Source organism: Nocardia sp. JMUB6875, from assembly GCF_041154655.1.
Taxonomy (GTDB): Bacteria; Actinomycetota; Actinomycetes; order Mycobacteriales; family Mycobacteriaceae; genus Nocardia.
The window spans coordinates 54,273-71,594 of sequence record NZ_BAAFGR010000007.1 but is presented as its reverse complement, the minus strand read 5'-3'; the positions used below and the strand labels follow the sequence as shown (position 1 = coordinate 71,594).

Sequence of the window (17,322 nt, the reverse complement as noted above, 5' to 3'; positions counted from 1 at the left end):
GTACAGGCGACAAGACTTCCGAAAGGGCACTCATGAAGTCTCGCTGGATCGAATGGAACGACAACGGAATTCGGATTCCGGTCCTCGGGCTGGTCGCCGTCATCCTCGCGGTGGCGACGATCGCCGGGGTGATGGGATACCGGAACTGGGATCTCGCCGACCGCAATGCCGACCTCACCGGCAGCCTCGCCGATTATCGGCGCAAGGAGGCCGACTGCACCGCCGCCATCAAGGCGGGCACCGATTTCCTGTTGGCGGCCAATAATTTCGACTATCGCAAACCCGACGACTGGACACCGCGCATGGCGGCGCTGTCCACCGGGCCCATTCACGACTATTTCGCGACACCCAAAGTGGCGCAGGACAATAGCGAGCTGATCAAGGCCGGGAAGCTGCACAAGGCGAGCACCGTCGCCGATGCGGCCTGCGCATTGCAGACCGACAAGGGGATACGGGTGATCGCGCAATTGACCGAGAGCACCGAGAACTTCCAGACCACCGATCCGGTCAAGACCACCTCGGCGGTCTGGGTGGAAGTGGGGCGGGAGGACTCGGGGCGGAAGGCCATCGATTCCGGGCGGGGGGATCAGGCGTTGAAAGGCGATGTGACCGCGAGCCAGCCGCCGACCGCACCGCAGCAGCCGCGTTAGGAGGGCGAGGGAATGAATGAAATCGAACAGTCCGTGACCAGGCAGCGGGTGATCGCCTTGGTGGCCGCCGTCGGGCTGCTGCTGGGCGGAAGCGGTGCGGCCTGCGGGTATTTCGCCTATTCGAAGGCGCGGGCGGCCGAGCAGGTGGCGACCGCGCAGGCGCGCGCCGCCGACCGTGACGCGGCGATCAAGGCCGGGTCCGAATTCCTGACCACCATGTTCACCATCGACGACGGCAGCCTGGACCGGTGGGAGAAGTCGGTGCTGGCCGCCACCACCGACGGCATGCACGAGCAGCTCGCACAGTGGAAGACCGTGCTGCAGAAGTTGATCAGCGCGCACGTGGACATGAGCAGCACGGTCAAGGACGTGGGCGTGGTGTCGCAGAACGGGGATGCGGTGACGCTGCTGGCGATCATCGAATCGAGCGGGCGCGCCGATCCGGCCGCGGCGCAACCCAGCCCCAGTGACAGTGCCGCGCTGGTCGACCTGCGCCGCATCGACGGGCAGTGGAAGATCCAGGGCTACGGGCCCGCGGGAGGTAAGCCGTGAGGAAGATCGAGCAGGTCCGCACGACGTACGCGGTGGCCGCCGCCGCGCTGGTCGTGGCCGTCGCCGTCGGACTGGGTCTGGGCGCATGGCATTTCGCCGCCGCGCGGGATGACATCCGGGCCACCGCCGCGCACCTGGACGCCCAGGCCGCCGATCGCGACGCGGCGCTGAAGGCGTGCGCGGGCTTCCTGGCCACCGCGTACACCGTGGACGCCGTCAACGACAAGGGCATGGCCAAGTGGAACGACGCCATGACGGCCGCGACCGCCGACACGCTGAAGGAGCAGGTGCGCCAGACCAAGGCGATGCTCAGCCTGCTCACCGAGGCCGACGCCAGCATGACCGGGGCGGTGTCCGACTCGGCGGTAATCAGTCAGAACGACAATCTGATTCGGATTCTCGCCGTGGTGAAACTGACCGGCCGGGCGCCCGGGCAAAACGATCCGACCAATGGGTCGGTCACCGAATACGTCGATCTGATGAAGGTCGACGGACAATGGAAGGTGTTCGGGTACAAGGATATCGGGACCAAATCCGGCGCCGGGCAAACCGAGGCCGGACTGCCCGGACTGCCCGCGACTCAACCCCCTGGCAAATAATCGGCGTCATTGCAGGACGGTCGTCTTTCAAGAGCGCCAACACGATTCGGCGAATATCCGAGTAGGCTCGCGAAACGAGACTAGTCGTCATGAGCAGGGATACGACGTGGCTGAAACCATTTCCGCACGAGCTGAAACCATTCCCGCACGAGCACTGCTGGCCGAACTCGAACCGGTGGCGGAATCGAATCTGAACCGCCATCTATCGATGGCCAAGGACTGGCATCCGCACGACTACGTGCCCTGGGACGAGGGCCGCAATTTCGCGGCCATGGGCGGAATCGACTGGGAACCCGAACAATCCCGGCTCGGCGCGGTGGCCCGCGCCGCCATGGTCACCAACCTGCTCACCGAGGACAATCTGCCCTCCTACCACCGGCTCATCTCCGATTCCTTCTCCCGCGACGGCGTCTGGCGGACCTGGGTGGACCGCTGGACCGCCGAGGAGAACCGGCACGGCATCGTGCTGCGCGACTACCTGGTGGTCACCCGCGGCGTCGATCCGGTGGCGCTGGAACAGGCACGCATGACGGTCATGGGGCAGGGCGTCGACGATCCCACCGGCACCGGCGACCACGCCGTGCTGCACGGCGTCGCGTACGTGACCTTTCAGGAACTGGCCACCCGGGTCTCGCACCGCAATACCGGAAAGGCCTGCGACGATCCGATCGCCGACCGCATGCTCGCCCGCATCGCGGCCGACGAGAACCTGCACATGGTCTTCTACCGCAATATCTGCGGCGCGGCCCTGGACCTGGTGCCCGACGATGCGCTCGACGCCATCACCGCGGTCATCGAGAACTTCCGCATGCCCGGCGCGGGCATGCCCGATTTCCGGCGCAACAGCGTGCTCATCGCCAAACACGGCATCTACGATCTGCGCCAGCACCTCGACGAGGTGATCATGCCGGTGCTGCGGCGCTGGAACATCTTCGAGCGCAATGACTTCACCGGGCGCGGGGAACGCACCCGCGACCGGCTGGCCACCTTCCTCGACAAACTGGGCAAGGACGTGGTCCGGTTCGAGGAGCATCGCGATCGGGCGCTGGCCCGGGAGGCCGCCCGGCGCGAGAAGATGTGAACAGGGACTGAGTTGTCCACATCCTGAACTTCTCATCTCACCTGGTTGTCGCGCCCCCGCTAGGGTGGTCACAACGAAGGGGGAGGCATGGCGGACATGCTGCGCGCCGACATCGTGGCGCTGCGAATCATGGCGGCGGGGATCCGGAACGAGGCGGATGCGATCGCGGTCATCGATCCGGTGGATCAGATCGCGAAAGTCGCCCGGTCCATGCCCAATTCGGCCATCGGGGCGGCCGCCGAGACCGTGGGCGAACCGCTGACGGCCACGCTGGGTGAGATGGCGGGACAACTGCACACCCTCGCCGAGGCGACCGATCGGGCTCACGCCACTTACGAGGACACCGAGCAGAGCCTGAAGACCCAGCTCGACACATTTCTACACACCCCCTCCTGAGTTCCGGGATAGCTCGGATCGGTACCGGCCTATGGGGGAGGGCGTGTGGGGCGGGCGAGGGTGTCGCAGGTGCTGACCTGGCGGCCGGAGGCGGCAATCGCGGCCAGTGCGGCCGTGCTCGAGGCGGATTCGGAGTTCTCCGGGGCGATGAGTCGGGTCGGCCGGTTGGTCGAGGTCGCCGTAGCTGGCTGGCAGGGTGCCGCGGGAGCGGCCGCGACGCTGGGAGCGCTGGAGTCCCAGCTGGCCGCCAACCACCTCGGCGCGGCGCTGGTCGATATCGCCGAGGCGCTCGCCGAAGCGGGTGCGCTGGACCGGGTCTGCGAGCTGGTCCGGCAGATCTGGGACGAGGGGTACGCCAACGGGTACCGGATCGCCGAGGACGGGACCGTCACCGCGCCACGGTTCGATACCGGAAACGCGCCGCTGGACTTGGTCTTTCAGGCGGTCGTCGACGCCAAGGCGCTGGAGCTCCAGGCGCGGCTGATGCCATTGCTCGACGCCGCCGGTGAGACCGATGAGCGGGCCGGGGCGCGGCTGGCGGCGGCCGTCGCGGCGCTCACGCTCGCGCCGCGCGGGCCGAGCGCGCGGGTCGCCGGAATCCTCGAGGGCACGGCGACCCTGCCCGATGATCCGAAAGAACTGAACGCCCTGTGGAACTCGCTGCCCGCCGCCGATCAGGACGCGCTGTTCGCCTATGACCCGCTGATCGGCACCCGGGACGGATTGCCCGCCCTGGCCCGAGACCATTACAACCGGCTCGCCCTGACACGGCTGCGCGAGGAGGCCACGGCCGAGCTCCGGCGGCTGGCCGAACAGCATCCCGACTGGTCGCGGCGGGAGAATCCGCCGACCACCGATGCGGGCTGGATTGCGCTGCGGCGGTGGGAAGCCGCGCAGACCGAGGTCGACACGCGGCTGGCCGGGTACACGGCGCTGGCCGAGCAACTCGGCGCGGCCGGGACTCCCGGCGAGCAGCGCTTGCTGCTGTCGATGGATGCGCGGGGCCACGGTGTGATCGCGCTGAACAATCCGGACACCGCCGCCAATGTCGCCACCTTCGTGCCCGGCACCGGTTCGCCGCTCACCGCGATCGGGATAGGTGTGGACCGGTCCCGGGCGCTGCTCGGTTCGGCCCAGCGCGCGGATCCCTCGGCGCGTAGCTCGGTGATCACCTGGTACGGATACGACGCACCGCCGGATCTGACCGCGGCGCTGGGGGATCGGCGGGCGCGGGAGGGCGCGCCCGCACTGGACCTGTTCGAGGACGGGTTGCGGGCCACCCACGCCGGGATCGCCTCGCACAACACCGTCCTCGGACACAGCTACGGGAGCACCGTGATCGGAGCCGCGGCATCCGGAGCTAACTCTCTGGCGGCCGACGCGGTGGTGTTCGTGGGCAGCCCCGGCGTCGAGGTCGATGATGTTTCGGAATTGCGGTTGCGGGGTATTCCTGCGGGCCGCAACGGTGCGCATGTGTTTGCCACCGCCGACCCCGCGGATCCGGTGCCGAGGTTCGGGCAGTTTCTGCACGGGGTCGATCCGGTGGATCGCGAATTCCGCGCAACAGTTTTCAGATCTTCGGGGGCCACTATCGACCTTCCGGTGTTGCGCGCCTTACCCCTTGATGTGCTCGCCCACGGAAACTATTGGGACCCTGGCAATCCAGGGCTGACGACGCAGGGGGAAATCATCGCGGGCCACCGGCCGCGCTGACTCGCGGCGGGCCCCGCGTTGCGCCGTGATAGCCGTAACCCCTGGTTGCGGGTTCGTAGCGGGCGTTACCCAACCGGTAGTCTGGGCGGCTGACCAAACTGGTTTGAAACGGTTGGGTTCATGCTAGGGTTCCGTGAAGCTTGGACGGGAAGTCGGAGATAAATGCGCACTGAGAACATCAATAGGAAGTTCAAACTGCATGACGAGCGCAGGATTGCCGCCCAACTTCCGGAGCAACTTCTCGGTTTGGATGTCGTCGGTTTTGGGAAGATAGAAGAGTTTCCGGGTGAGTTGCTGAACTCCTTCGGAGAATTCGCCAACGGGTCGGTCGCGCCGCGCACGCGCATCTATCGCAATGCCCAGCCGAATCTCATCGACGCGTGGTTGCTGGAACTGTTGCGGGGGGCCCGCATCGGTGACCGCTTCTACCTCCGCACCGGCCTCGAGTACTTCCCCTGGGCCGACTGCCGCGTCCTGGACCACCGCTGGCTCGAGTCGCTGCGCCGGGTGATGGGCACCAACCAGGGATACATTGCGCACGACAAGAATTCGGCCGTCATGACCATCGGCACCCAGTACGAGGTGCTGGGCTTCGCCGCGGGCTCGGGCCTGCCGAGCGGGGCCGAGGCCACGCCCGTGGAGGACACCCCCACCCGCCGCATCGTCCACGCCCCGGCCGAATCATCGGCCGCGGTGCTGAGCGATGACCTGCGGGCCCGCCGCCTGGCCACCCTGGCCTCGGACGTCGCCGCCCTGGCGGAGGACGCCGCGGCGGCGCAGCCGGTCGAGGCCGCGGTCCCGGAGTCCACGGCTCCCGCCCCGGAAGCCGCTCCCGCCCAGGAGGCGACGCCCGAGCCCGCCGAGTCGATCGCGCACGCCGACGAGGCGCCCACCCAGTTGCTGACCCGCATCGTGGTGCCGACCGAAACAGAGTGAACCGAACTCGCCGAGTCGACTCGGCGAGCGGCCGAACCGGTGGCCGTCGACATACGTTGTACTGATACGCCGGGCTTTTCGCCGAGTTCGAAAGAGCCGAGATATGTCGACTATCAATGGGCTGCCCGCCCATGTCCTGCTGGTGCACCTGATCGTGGTGCTGGTGCCGCTGACGGCGGGGCTGGTGATCCTGTGCGCGCTCTGGCCCGCCGCGCGCGCCCGGCTGATCTGGCCGACGGCCGTGCTGGCGGTGGTGGTGACCGCGCTGACGCCGGTGACCGTGGAGGCGGGGGAGTGGTTCCAGCAGAAGCTGGGCATGCCGCCGGTGCTCGACGAGCATGCGCGGCTCGGGCGGCAGATGCTGTACTTCGTTGTGCCGCTGGCGGTCTCGGCCGCGCTGCTGGTGCTCGCGCACATCCGGCAGGGGCGCGGGAAGCCGACCGGGCGGGCCGTGGTGGCGGTGCTCGCGGTGGTGGCGATCGCGGCGGGCGGGGCGGCCGCGTGGCAGACCTATCGGGTCGGGGATTCGGGGGCGCACGCCGTGTGGAACGGCGTGGTCGATCACTGACCGAGGAAATCCGTCGAGGCGATCCCGGACGGGGCGACTGTCGTGACCCGGCGGCCGGTCTGCGGGGCGGTCACCGGGTCACGACAGTGCGGCACGGTCAGATCTTGCGGATGACCGTGACGACCTTGCCGAGGATCTGGGCGTCATTGCCCGGAATCGGCTCGAACAGGGGGTTGTGCGGCATCAGCCACACCTGGGAACCGGTGCGCTTGAACGTCTTCACGGTGGCCTCGCCGTCGATCATGGCGGCCACGATGTCCCCGTTGTCGGCCACGTTCTGCTGACGCACGACCACCCAGTCGCCGTCGCAGATGGCCGCGTCGATCATCGACTGACCGACGACCTTGAGCAGGAACAGCGAACCCTCGCCGACCAGTTCGCGCGGCAGCGGGAAGACATCCTCCACCGCCTGCTCGGCCAGGATCGGGCCACCGGCGGCGATCCGGCCGAGGACCGGGACGTAGGTCGGGATCGGGTGCTCATCGGAGGCTGTGAAATCTGAAGAGCGTGCCGCATCACCGTTGACCGCGCGTAGCTGCGGCGCGCCGGCCGCGGCGCGCATGGCCGTCTCGTCCAGGCCCCGGACGTCCACGGCGCGTGGACGATTCGGGTCGCGGCGTAGATAGCCCTTGCGCTCGAGCGCCCGGAGCTGGTGCGCCACCGAGGAAGTCGAGGTGAGGCCGACGGCATCGCCGATCTCGCGGATGCTGGGCGGGTAGCCGCGGTCGTGCACCGAGGTGCGGATGACCTCCAGCACCTTGCGCTGGCGCACGGTCAGATCCGCGCCGGAGCCGGATTGCTCGGCGGACGAGCCGTCTCCTTCGAGACCAAGAGGTCCGTTATCACCTTCCGCGCCGCCGTGTTCGCTCACCGCCGCCGTCCTCCGTTCACTGCTGTCGCTCACCGGAATTCGTTCCCGGGCGCGGTCCGTCTCCTGCCTGGAGGGGTCCTCGCGTGCGTCCGGGGAACTCGTGGTCTCGACTGTAGACCGTGTGACGCGAGTGATCAAACATCTGTTCGACGCATGTCGTGGAAATCGTCGACATTGTCGGTGGGGCGTGGTAGAAATTCGAACATCAGTTCTTCGAACACATGATCGAGTCAGTTGTCCAGCAACATCCGGTCCGCCCTACCTTGGAGGTTTCTTCGATGCGCGCCGTGGTCAGCGAAATCGACACTCTCGGAAGCGATTTGGGATTCGACAGCATCCCGTGGGAGCTGCGTTCCGATCGGTCACCGGCCCGCGTGGCCGACGTCGTGGCGATGCCCGCCGGGGACCGTCGCCCCTGCCGTCCGCAGGTGCGGCCCGCCGCCCGGGTCCGTGTTCGACGCGATCATGTCGTCGTGCGACACGCGGCCGGACGCGCCCGGGGCATCCATCCGCTCGAGCGCGTGCAGCGCGCGCAGACCGGTTTCGCCGCCCTCGCCATCACCGCACTGGTGAGCGCGCTCGCCGTGGCCGGGCTCATCGGTCTGGCCCAATTGCGTTCCGGCGACTTCGATTCGCAGACCACCCCGCCCGCCGTGCAGATGGCGCCCGTCCCCGCTCGCTAGTCGATGCGGCCCGGTAGTTGGCCGAAAATGCAGATTGAAAACTGAAACACGTTGCTACCGTCCCCTTGAATGTGACTGAGGCTACAAACGCGACAGGGGGCGTAATGCCGAGTGTGCGAGGGTTGTTGCGGCTGGCAGGGGTGCTCACCTGCCTGATGTTCGGGGCGGTGACGGTACCGGCCGCACACGCGGAATCCGGTTACGTCGCATACCTGGATCTACCGTCAATCAATGGTGAGGGCGCGGGCGGCGGTGGGCTGAACCCGGCGCTGCCTCTCGACCCGGACGTCTTGCGCGGCGCGCTCGACGGGGCTCGCGCCGCGGGCGTCGCGCCGCAGCGCTACGCGACGCTGTTGCACCAGTACTGGCTGGCGGTCGCCACCCGCAATGCCGATATCGACCTGGCCACCTGGGATCCCGCGCTCGGCGTCGCCGCCAATACCCGCACCTTCACCCAGGTCTATGTGAACTACTTGCGGCTCAACAACGCTCACCCCGAGTACTGGTGGACGGGCCTGGCGGGTCTGGCCGGTGGCTCCTTCGCCTCGGGCTTCTTCGATATGGGCGATGTCGCCGCCATCATCAGCGTGCCGGGCGTGCATCAGCTCGGCGACGCGGTGGCGGACCTGCTGCGCGGCACCCCGGCGCAGCTGCTGGACATCGCGCCCGCCGACATCCGGACCCTGGGCACCGAGGGCGAGCGGCTCACCGCCGAGGATCTGGCCTGGTACCAGACCCGGCTGATGATCATGCAGAAGCACATCTTCATCGATCAGGTCCCCATGCACGAGGCCTACGCGGCCGAGGGCCTGGCCGGGGTCGAGGAGATGTACCGGGCGGGCGTGCTCGACGAGAACGCCATCCTGGCCTGGCGCGATATCGCGGCGGGCACCCAGGACGGCCTGGCCGACGCCGCCTTGCGCATGACCGACCGCGAGCAGAACCAGATCATCGCCGACCAGTGGGACGTCACCTCGCACGGGCGCGGGGCCATGGGCCGGGTCATGACCTATGTCAGCACCGTCGCGGGCAAGGCCGCGGTGCCCGGCGTGCTCGCGCCCGGCGTGTTCGCACCCACCACCCTGCACGCGGGCACCATGTCGCTGCGCGCCCCGCTGCCCGACTTCAACTGGGCCGACCGCGACACGCGGTGGAACTACATCACCCACGACCTGCTGCCGCGTTATCTGGAACTGTGCGCGAATCCGGCCGTGGCGAGACCGGTTCTGGCGGTGCCGTTCTCGACCATGCTGAGCAACGGCCGGCTGATCCAGCGGCTGCCGGACCTGCTGGCCGATATGACCGCGCAATGGCAGTTGACCACCTGATTCCGGCCGCGTGACCCGGGCGGACGCCGCGGACCTCGGCTGTCACGGTATCCTCGAGATTGCTCGAGGTTTTAGCCGAACGAGGCATCGACAAAGGATCCCGGATGCATTGCCCGTATTGTCGCCATCCCGATTCGAGGGTGGTCGACTCACGTGAAGCCGAGGAAGGCACCGCCATCAGGAGGCGGCGTGCCTGCCCGGAGTGTGGGCGCCGGTTCACCACAGTCGAAACCGCGATTCTGTCGGTGGTGAAGCGCAGCGGCGTCACCGAACCGTTCAGTCGCGAAAAGGTCATTCGCGGTGTGAGCCGCGCCTGCCAGGGTCGCGAGGTCGACTCCGACGCGCTCAATCTGCTCGCGCAGCAGGTCGAGGATGCGGTGCGCGCCAAGGGTTCCCCCGAAGTGCCCAGTCACGAGGTCGGCCTGGCCATCCTCGGCCCGCTGCGCGACCTCGACGAGGTCGCGTATCTGCGCTTCGCCTCGGTGTACCGATCCTTCAGTTCCGCCGAGGATTTCGAACGCGAGATCGCCGACCTACGCAAGCACCGCGAGGAGACCGCGGTCGGCGCGACCGCGGAGTAACCGAGCGTCCGCTGCTGCTAGCGCTTCTGCTGCGGCGGGCGGCGGGCGGCGTCGATGGCCTTCTCGATTCGCTTGGCCGAGACCGGATATGGCGTGCCCAGCTGCTGGGCGAACAGGCTCACCCGGAGTTCCTCGATCATCCACCAGATTTCGACGATGTCGCGGCCGCCCCGGCGGGATTCGGGGAGGTTGGCGACCAGATGGTCGTAGGCGGCGTGCACGCGGTCGAGTTCGATCATGCCCGCGCGGTCGCGGTTGGCGGCGGCCGGGAGGGCCTCGAGGCGCAGGCGGGCGGCGGCCAGGTAGCGGGGGAGTTCCCGCAGTCGCGCGCTGCCCCATTCGGCGATGAAGCCGGGGAAGACCAGATCGTCGAGCTGATGGGTGACGTCGTCGGTGGCGTCGGGGTCGCGGGATTCGGCGAGGGCGGCGCGTAGGCGGTGGGCCTCGGCGAGGACCGGGACCACCGAGCGGACGATATTCGCCACGGCCGTGGTGAATTGGGGCCGGACCTTCTCCACCAGCGCCTGGAACTGTTCGGGGCTGCGGACCGGGCCGCCGTTGGCGGCGATGAGTTCGTCGGCGGCGCAGGCGCGGCAGTCCTCGACCAGCGCGTCCAGGCTGCCGTACGGATTCTGGCTCAGCGCAAGGCGATCGGTGGGCGGCAGGCCCGCGGTGACGGCGCGGGTATTGGTGGTGATCGCGCCCAGCAGCAGGGCGCGGGTGCCGGTGCGCATGGCGGTGGCCTGCTCGGCCGGGGAGCTCAGCACCCGGACCGCCACGCCCTCGGGCTCGGCGACCAGGGCCGGGTAGCCGGTAATGGTCTGGCCGCCGACCTGGCGCTTCACCGCGGTCGGGAGATTGCCGAGCGATTCGGAGGTCCACACCGTGGCCGGGGCCCGTTCGGCGGCATTGTTGGCACGCGCGACCGATTTCGAGACCTGTTCGGCCAGTTTGGTTTTCAGCTCTGCCAGGCTCTTGCTGCGCGCGACGATCGCGCCCGAGGGGTCGGTGGCGGCGAAGGTCATGCGCAGGTGTTCGGGTAGGCCCGCCGGATCCAGGTGGGCGGCGGTGATGGTCACCGAGCCGAGCCGGGACAGCTCGCGGGCCAGGCCGGTGCGCAGCGGTTCGGCGCGCGGGGTGAGGCTGTCGAGTGCGGCCTTGGCGAAGTCCGGGGCGGGAACGACGGTGCGGCGCAGCTGTTTCGGCAGCGTCTTGATGAAGGCCGCGGCCAGCTCCTCGCGCATGCCGGGGACCAGCCAGTCGAAGCCGACCGAGCGCACGTGCGCCAGCTGGGCGATCGGAATGTGCACGGTCACACCGTCATCGGCCTGGCCCGGCTCGAATTGGTAAGTCAGCGGGAAGGTCAGCTCACCCTGCCGCCAGCTGTCCGGGTAGGCGGTCGGATCCAGGACGGCCGCATCCTCGTTCACCACGGTGGAGGCGGTGAAGTCCAGCAGGTTGGGGTCCTGGCGTTGCGCCTTGCGCCACCAGCTGTCGAAATGCCGCACCGAGACGATGTCGCCCGGAATGCGCTGATCGTAGAAGTCGAACAGCACCTGATCGTCGACCAGGATGTCCCGCCGCCGCGCCCGGTGCTCGAGATCGGCGACGTCCTCCAGCAATTCGCGGTTCCGCTCGAAGAACTGGTGCTTGGTCTGCCACTCGCCCTGCACCAGCGCATGCCGGATGAACAGCTCGCGCGACAGCTCCGGATCGATCCGCCCGAAGTCCACGCGCCGCTGCGTCACCAGCGGAATCCCGTACAGCGTCACCCGCTCGCACGCGGCCGCCGCACCCCGCTTGGCCGACCAATGCGGTTCGGAGTAGGTGCGTTTCACCAGATCCCCGGCCAACCGCTCGGCCCACTCGGGCTCGATCCGCGCGGCCGTCCGCCCCCACAACCGCGAGGTCTCGACCAGCTCGGCCGCCATCACCCATCGCGGCGGCTTCTTCGCCAGCGACGATCCCGGGAAGATCATGAACTTCGCATTGCGCGCACCCAGGAACTCCCGGGTCTCGGCCTCCCGCACGCCTATGTGCGACAGCATGCCCGCCAGCAATGCCTGATGAATCGACGTCATATCCCAAGGCAGCGAATCATTGTCGACCCCGGACTTGGCCGCGAGGCGCTCGGCCAGCTCGGCGCGGCCGCCGCGGCCGCCTTGGGATCCGTTCCCGCGGCCCTGATTCCGGCCTCGCCGGTTGCGTGAGTTGTTCTCGTCCTCGCCGGAAATCGCTGCCGTGCGGTCGAATTGAGCGTCGGAGCCTTCGGTGTTCCAGCCCAATCCCCGGGTAATGGTGCGGAGCTGGCCGTGCAGGTCCTGCCATTCCCGGATGCGCAGGTAGTGCAGGAATTCGTCGCGGCACATGCGACGGAACTGGTTGGAGGACAGGGCATTGCGCTGTTCCCGCAGGTAGTCCCAGAGGCGGAGGTAGGACAGGAAGTCGGAGCCCTCGACGGTGAAGCGGGCGTGTTTGGTGTCGGCGGCCTGCTGGTGCTCGACGGGGCGTTCGCGGACGTCCTGGATGGACAGGGCGGCGACGATGATCAGCACCTCGGCCAGGCAGCCGCCGCGGTTGGCCTCGACGAGCATGCGTGCCATGCGGGGATCGACCGGGATCTGCGCCATCTCGCGGCCGATGGGGGTCAGGATCAGGCCCGCGTCCGGAATGTCCTGGCGCTTACCGGATTCGGCCTCGGCGCGGCCGAGCGCGCCGAGTTCCTCGAGCAGGGCGATGCCGTCGCGAATGGCCCGGCTGTCGGGCGCCTCGACGAACGGGAAGCTCTCGATGTCACCCAGGCCCAGCGCGGTCATCTGCAGGATGACGGCGGCCAGGTTGGTGCGCAGGATCTCCGGTTCGGTGAACTGCGGCCGGGATTCGAAGTCCTCCTCGGAGTACAGCCGGATGGCGATGCCGTCCGCCACACGGCCGCAGCGGCCGGACCGCTGCCGCGCCGAGGCCTGCGAGATCGATTCGATGGGCAGCCGCTGCACTTTGGTGCGCATGGAATACCGCGAAATGCGCGCCGTGCCTGGGTCGATCACGTACCGGATGCCCGGCACCGTCAGCGAGGTCTCGGCCACGTTGGTGGCCAGCACCACGCGCCGCCCGGTGTGCGCCTCGAACACCCGGTGCTGTTCGGCCGCCGACAGCCGCGCGTACAGCGGCAGAATCTCGGTGTGCCGCAGCCGCATATCGCGCAGCGAGTCGGCGGTGTCGCGGATCTCGCGTTCGCCGGAGAGGAAGACCAGGATGTCGCCGTCGCCCTCGGCCTGCAGTTCGCGCACCGCGTCGCCGATGGCGTCGGTGGGATCGCGGTCGACGATCTGGGTGTCCTCGTCGTCGGGATCCTCGGAGGTGACCGGAAGTTCCAGCGACAGCGGCCGATAGCGGATCTCCACCGGATACGACCGGCCAGACACCTCGACAATCGGTGCGGGCGTGCCCTTCTCGTCACTGAAGTGACGCGCGAACAGCTCCGGATCGATGGTCGCCGAAGTGATGATGATCTTCAGATCCGGCCGCTTCGGCAGCAGCTGCTTCAGATACCCCAGCAGGAAGTCGATATTGAGACTGCGCTCGTGCGCCTCGTCGATGATGATCGTGTCGTAGCGCCGCAGCAGCCGGTCGCGCTGGATCTCGGCCAGCAGGATGCCGTCGGTCATGAGCTTGACCAGCGTGCGATCCGACGCCTGGTCGGTGAACCGGACCGTATAGCCGACCACGTCACCGAGTTCGGTGCCCAGCTCCTCGGCAATGCGCTCGGCCACCGTGCGCGCGGCCAGTCGCCGCGGCTGGGTGTGGCCGATGGTGCCGCGAATCCCGCGCCCGAGTTCCAGGCAGATCTTCGGGATCTGGGTGGTCTTGCCGGAGCCGGTCTCACCGGCCACGATCACGACCTGGTTGTCGGCGATGGCCTCGGCGATATCGTCGCGGCGCGCGGACACCGGTAGCTGTTCCGGGTACGCGATGGCCGGGACGGCGGCCCGGCGGGCGTCCACCCGGCGCTGGGCGGCGTCGATATCGGCTTCGAGTTCGGTGAGATCGCCGCCGCGGGCCTTGTCGAGCCGGCGACGCAGTCGATATTCGTCGCGGATCGAGAGATCGGCCAGGCGGGAACGAAGCTCGCGAGAGGTGGCGGCGGTCCTGGTCATTGCACCGTCAACGATAGCGAAGGGTCGATCCGGGCCGGTCGGCGCGGTGTCGGGTGGCCGCGATCCGGGCTTGCGCGCGGGCCGAATCCGTGATTGCCCGAAGGATGCTCGTATCGGCGTATCGTCCGCATTTCCGGGCTCCGGCGTGGGAATATCGTGGAATGAACGACGTTGCGGTGCATCCGCTGTGGGGTCGGTTGGTGCTGCTGGCGTTCGCCGCGTTGGACATCGCCGCGGCCGTGTGGACCGCCACCCACCTGACGGCCGGCGGGACGCTGGGAAACTTCTTCAGCTACTTCACCATCCAGTCCAACCTGATCATCATCGCGGTGTGGCTGGTGATCGCGCTGGCCGATCCGCAGGGCCGCCGCTGGCAGGTGATCCGCTGCGCGGCGACGCTGTACATCCTCATCACCGGCATCGTCTACGCGCTGCTGCTGTCGAAGATCAATGTCGGCATCGCGTACCCGTGGACCAATGACACGCTGCACCGGGTGACCCCGCTGGTGGCGCTGGCCGACTGGCTGCTGGTTCCGGCCGCGCTCGGGATCAGCGCGCGGTTCATCGCCGCGTTGCTCGCGTATCCGATCGTGTACGGCGTGTACACGCTGATCCGCGGCCCGATCGTGGACTGGTACCCGTACCCGTTCATCGACCCCCGGGAGCAGGGCTACGGGGAGATGGCGTTCGGACTGGTGATCCTGGTGATCGCGTTCGTGATCATCGCGTTCGCCGTGACAGCGCTGGGTGAGCTGGCCTCGAAGTGGCGGGACCGCCGCGCCTCAGCCGCGAGCTAGCTCCAGCGTCATGAACACGCTGTGCGGATCCTCGGTGTAGTCGGCGAACGGGCCGCAGAACTCGAATCCGTAGCGCTCGTACAGCCGCACCGCGGGTAGATAGAACTCGGACGACCCGGTCTCGAGGCTCAGCCGTTCGTACCCGCGCGCCCGGCCCGCATCGATGATGTGCCGCAACACCTGTGACGCCACCCCGCGCCCGCGGAACGCCGCCGTGGTGCGCATCGACTTGATCTCGCCGTGCGTCGGATCCAGCTCCTTGAGCGCCCCGCATCCGGCCAGCGCGCTGTCTTCCCACGCCGACCAGAAGGTGAGCTCCGGTTTGCGCAGTGCCTCGACGTCGAGCGCGTGCATGCTCTCCTCGGGCGAGTTGGCGAGCATCTCCGCCACATGGTCCTCGAGCAGCCCGATCACCTCGGGGCCGGTGAGATCGTCGATCACGATGCGCATGCGGCCACGCTATCGACTGACCGCCAGCGCCAACCGGGCGACCTCCCGTGCCGTCCCCGCCGTAGCGGTGCGCGCCACCCGCCCGTAGCGGTGACACTCGTTGTGGCCGGTCGGGTTTCGAGATCACCTCGGGCAACCCGCGCCGACTGTTCGGAACGTCGTGGGGCGAACCGCAGCGGGCACTATTTCCGAGAGTGCCACCGCGGGGCGTCGGATACGTGCACGGCGCCCCGAAAACCCAAGACGGCCCGGCAGCCGAAAGGCGCCGGGCCGTTGCCAATGGATGAGGAGTTGGCAGGAATCAGTCAGCGTTCGTGAGTTTCCTCCAGGACGGTCCGGCCCACGAGGGCGTAGCGGTCGGGGGAGCGGCGCTTGAGGTATTCGGCGAAACCGAAGCCGCCCAGCGCGATGGCGGCCACCAGCCACGGGGTGGCCTTCAAGACGAGCGAGCCGGATTCGGTGCCCGCGGCGGTGCCCATGTTGGTGACCAGCAGCAGCACCACGCCGATCATGGCGAGCCCGCCCAGCAGGGGAGCGGCGAAGGTCTTGAACCAGTGCCGGGTTTCGGGATGGTTCTTGCGGAAGTAGTTCCACACCGCGAACGAGCAGGTGGCCTGCACGACCAGGATGGCCATGGTGCCCAGGATCGCCAGCAGCGTGTAGGTGCCGGAGTAGGGATCCTTCCCGGCGATGCCGAACCCGGCGACCAGCGCGACCGCGACCGCGGTCTGCACCAGGCCCGCGATGTGCGGCGAGCCGTGCCGGGCGTGGGTGCGGCCGACCGTGCGCTTGAGGATCGGGAACACACCCTCGCGGCCGAGGGCGTAGAGGTAGCGGGCCGCGCAGTTGTGGAAGGCCATGCCGCAGGCCAGCGAACCGGTCATCATGAGCCACTGCATGGCGCTGACCGCCCAGTGCCCGACATAGGTCTGGGTCGGGTGGAAGAACACGTCCATCGGATTGTCCGAGGCGGCCAGGTCGGCCGATTCGGCAATGCCGTTGCCGGACATGGCCATCCAGGACACGAACACGTAGAAGATGCCCACGCCGATGACCGCGATCATGGTGGCCTTGGGGATGATCCGCTTGGGATCGCGCGATTCCTCGCCGTACATGGCCGTCGACTCGAACCCGACCCACGACCAGAACGCGAAGAACAGGCCCAGGCCCGCCGACGGACCGGCGAAGGCGTTCACCGGATTCAGCGGCGCGAACGAGAACCCGTGCGGCCCACCGCCGTGCAGCGCCACCGCGACACCCATGATGGCCAGCACCAGGCACTCGGTGCCGAGCAGCACGACCAGGAACTTCTCGGCGACGGCCACCCCGAACCAGGTGCCCATGGCATTGATCGCCAGCATGATGGCCGCGAACACCCACCACGGCACATTCCAGCCCAGCTGCGCGGACACCGTGCTCGCACCGAAGCTGGAGAAGATGCCGACCAGCGAACCCTCGAACACCATGTAGGCGAAGGTCGCCAGCATTCCGGACGCCAGACCGGCCGAACGGCCCAGGCCGAAGGAGATGAAACCGTAGAACGCCCCCGTCGCGGTGATGTGCTTGCTCATGGTGGTGAAGCCCACCGAGAACACCGCCAGCACGATCATGGCGATCAGGAACGCGGCGGGCGTGCCCTTACCGCTGCCCGCCGAGATCATGAAGGGCACATTGCCGGTCATGGCGGTGATCGGCGCGGCCGTGGCAATGGCCATGAAGACGACACCGAGCAAACCGACGGCATTGGCCTTCAGCCGATGCACCCCGTCGGGTGGCGCGGTGGCGGGTGGCGCGGCGGTGGCGCGGTCGATCTGCTGCGTCATGGATCCGTCTCTCTGCTGCGCCCGCCCCCGAAACACCGGGTGGCGGGTTCATTTCCGATGGGCCGGAACGTTATAGGCGGTCTGTAACAGGGGCGGGCATGCGACGGTGACCGTCGGCGAGAAAGGAGCGGGAGTTT

Annotated in this window: 16 protein-coding genes; 12 read left to right on the top strand and 4 right to left on the bottom strand. The window is 68.1% G+C overall.

Annotated features, from left to right (window positions below):
- Positions 1-32: 32 nt before the first annotated feature.
- The 8 genes from ACAM49_RS03540 to ACAM49_RS03505 all read left to right on the top strand — a co-directional run bounded on the left by ACAM49_RS03540 (position 33) and on the right by ACAM49_RS03505 (position 6,495).
- A complete protein-coding gene (locus tag ACAM49_RS03540) occupies positions 33-650 on the top strand; it encodes a hypothetical protein (protein WP_369633997.1) in 618 nt (205 codons plus the stop codon).
- A 12-nt stretch (positions 651-662) separates the two neighbouring features.
- Positions 663-1,202 carry a hypothetical protein gene (locus ACAM49_RS03535; RefSeq protein WP_369633996.1) on the top strand — a complete coding sequence of 180 codons (540 nt, stop codon included), beginning with the start codon at positions 663-665 and terminating at the stop codon, positions 1,200-1,202.
- Positions 1,199-1,801: a hypothetical protein gene (locus ACAM49_RS03530; RefSeq protein WP_369633995.1), complete on the top strand. Its 603-nt coding sequence runs from the start codon at positions 1,199-1,201 to the stop codon at positions 1,799-1,801. The genes ACAM49_RS03535 and ACAM49_RS03530 overlap by 4 nt, the downstream gene beginning before the upstream one ends.
- Positions 1,802-1,907: 106 nt before the next feature.
- Positions 1,908-2,882 (top strand): acyl-ACP desaturase, encoded by a 975-nt coding sequence (locus tag ACAM49_RS03525; protein WP_369633994.1) that lies wholly within the window; start codon positions 1,908-1,910, stop codon positions 2,880-2,882.
- An 87-nt stretch (positions 2,883-2,969) separates the two neighbouring features.
- Complete coding sequence (locus ACAM49_RS03520) at positions 2,970-3,278, top strand: hypothetical protein (protein WP_369633993.1); 309 nt, start codon at positions 2,970-2,972, stop codon at positions 3,276-3,278.
- Between the two features lie 45 nt (positions 3,279-3,323).
- Entirely contained in the window at positions 3,324-4,991 is a 1,668-nt protein-coding gene (locus tag ACAM49_RS03515; RefSeq protein WP_369633992.1) for an alpha/beta hydrolase, read from the top strand.
- A 162-nt stretch (positions 4,992-5,153) separates the two neighbouring features.
- A complete protein-coding gene (locus tag ACAM49_RS03510; RefSeq protein ID WP_369633991.1) occupies positions 5,154-5,927 on the top strand; it encodes a hypothetical protein in 774 nt (257 codons plus the stop codon).
- Positions 5,928-6,030: 103 nt separating this feature from the next.
- Positions 6,031-6,495 (top strand): DUF2231 domain-containing protein, encoded by a 465-nt coding sequence (locus tag ACAM49_RS03505; protein ID WP_369633990.1) that lies wholly within the window; start codon positions 6,031-6,033, stop codon positions 6,493-6,495.
- A gap of 97 nt (positions 6,496-6,592) precedes the next feature.
- Here the strand turns inward: ACAM49_RS03505 and lexA are convergent, their stop codons facing one another.
- Complete coding sequence (lexA, locus tag ACAM49_RS03500) at positions 6,593-7,273, bottom strand: transcriptional repressor LexA (protein WP_369634020.1); 681 nt, start codon at positions 7,271-7,273, stop codon at positions 6,593-6,595.
- Between the two features lie 371 nt (positions 7,274-7,644).
- Between lexA and ACAM49_RS03495 the strand changes: the two genes are divergently transcribed.
- The 3 genes from ACAM49_RS03495 (at position 7,645) to nrdR (ending at position 9,958) form a co-directional block, all read left to right on the top strand.
- Complete coding sequence (locus tag ACAM49_RS03495; RefSeq protein ID WP_369633989.1) at positions 7,645-8,049, top strand: hypothetical protein; 405 nt, start codon at positions 7,645-7,647, stop codon at positions 8,047-8,049.
- Positions 8,050-8,153: 104 nt separating this feature from the next.
- Positions 8,154-9,377 carry a hypothetical protein gene (locus ACAM49_RS03490; RefSeq protein ID WP_369633988.1) on the top strand — a complete coding sequence of 408 codons (1,224 nt, stop codon included), beginning with the start codon at positions 8,154-8,156 and terminating at the stop codon, positions 9,375-9,377.
- A 104-nt stretch (positions 9,378-9,481) separates the two neighbouring features.
- On the top strand, positions 9,482-9,958 hold the full coding sequence (gene nrdR / locus ACAM49_RS03485; protein ID WP_369633987.1) for a transcriptional regulator NrdR: 477 nt from the start codon (positions 9,482-9,484) through the stop codon (positions 9,956-9,958).
- A 17-nt stretch (positions 9,959-9,975) separates the two neighbouring features.
- On the opposite strand, the gene hrpA is transcribed toward nrdR, so the two are convergent.
- On the bottom strand, positions 9,976-14,115 hold the full coding sequence (gene hrpA / locus ACAM49_RS03480) for an ATP-dependent RNA helicase HrpA (RefSeq protein ID WP_369633986.1): 4,140 nt from the start codon (positions 14,113-14,115) through the stop codon (positions 9,976-9,978).
- 161 nt (positions 14,116-14,276) lie between these two features.
- Here hrpA and ACAM49_RS03475 point away from each other — a divergent pair, with 161 nt between their 5' ends.
- Complete coding sequence (locus ACAM49_RS03475) at positions 14,277-14,912, top strand: Pr6Pr family membrane protein (RefSeq protein WP_369633985.1); 636 nt, start codon at positions 14,277-14,279, stop codon at positions 14,910-14,912.
- On the opposite strand, the gene ACAM49_RS03470 is transcribed toward ACAM49_RS03475, so the two are convergent.
- Both ACAM49_RS03470 and ACAM49_RS03465 read right to left on the bottom strand, forming a co-directional pair.
- Positions 14,898-15,362: a GNAT family N-acetyltransferase gene (locus ACAM49_RS03470; RefSeq protein WP_369633984.1), complete on the bottom strand. Its 465-nt coding sequence runs from the start codon at positions 15,360-15,362 to the stop codon at positions 14,898-14,900. The two genes, ACAM49_RS03475 and ACAM49_RS03470, sit on opposite strands and share 15 nt — an antisense overlap.
- 305 nt (positions 15,363-15,667) lie before the next feature.
- Positions 15,668-17,185: an APC family permease gene (locus ACAM49_RS03465; protein WP_369633983.1), complete on the bottom strand. Its 1,518-nt coding sequence runs from the start codon at positions 17,183-17,185 to the stop codon at positions 15,668-15,670.
- Between the last annotated feature and the right edge of the window lie 137 nt (positions 17,186-17,322).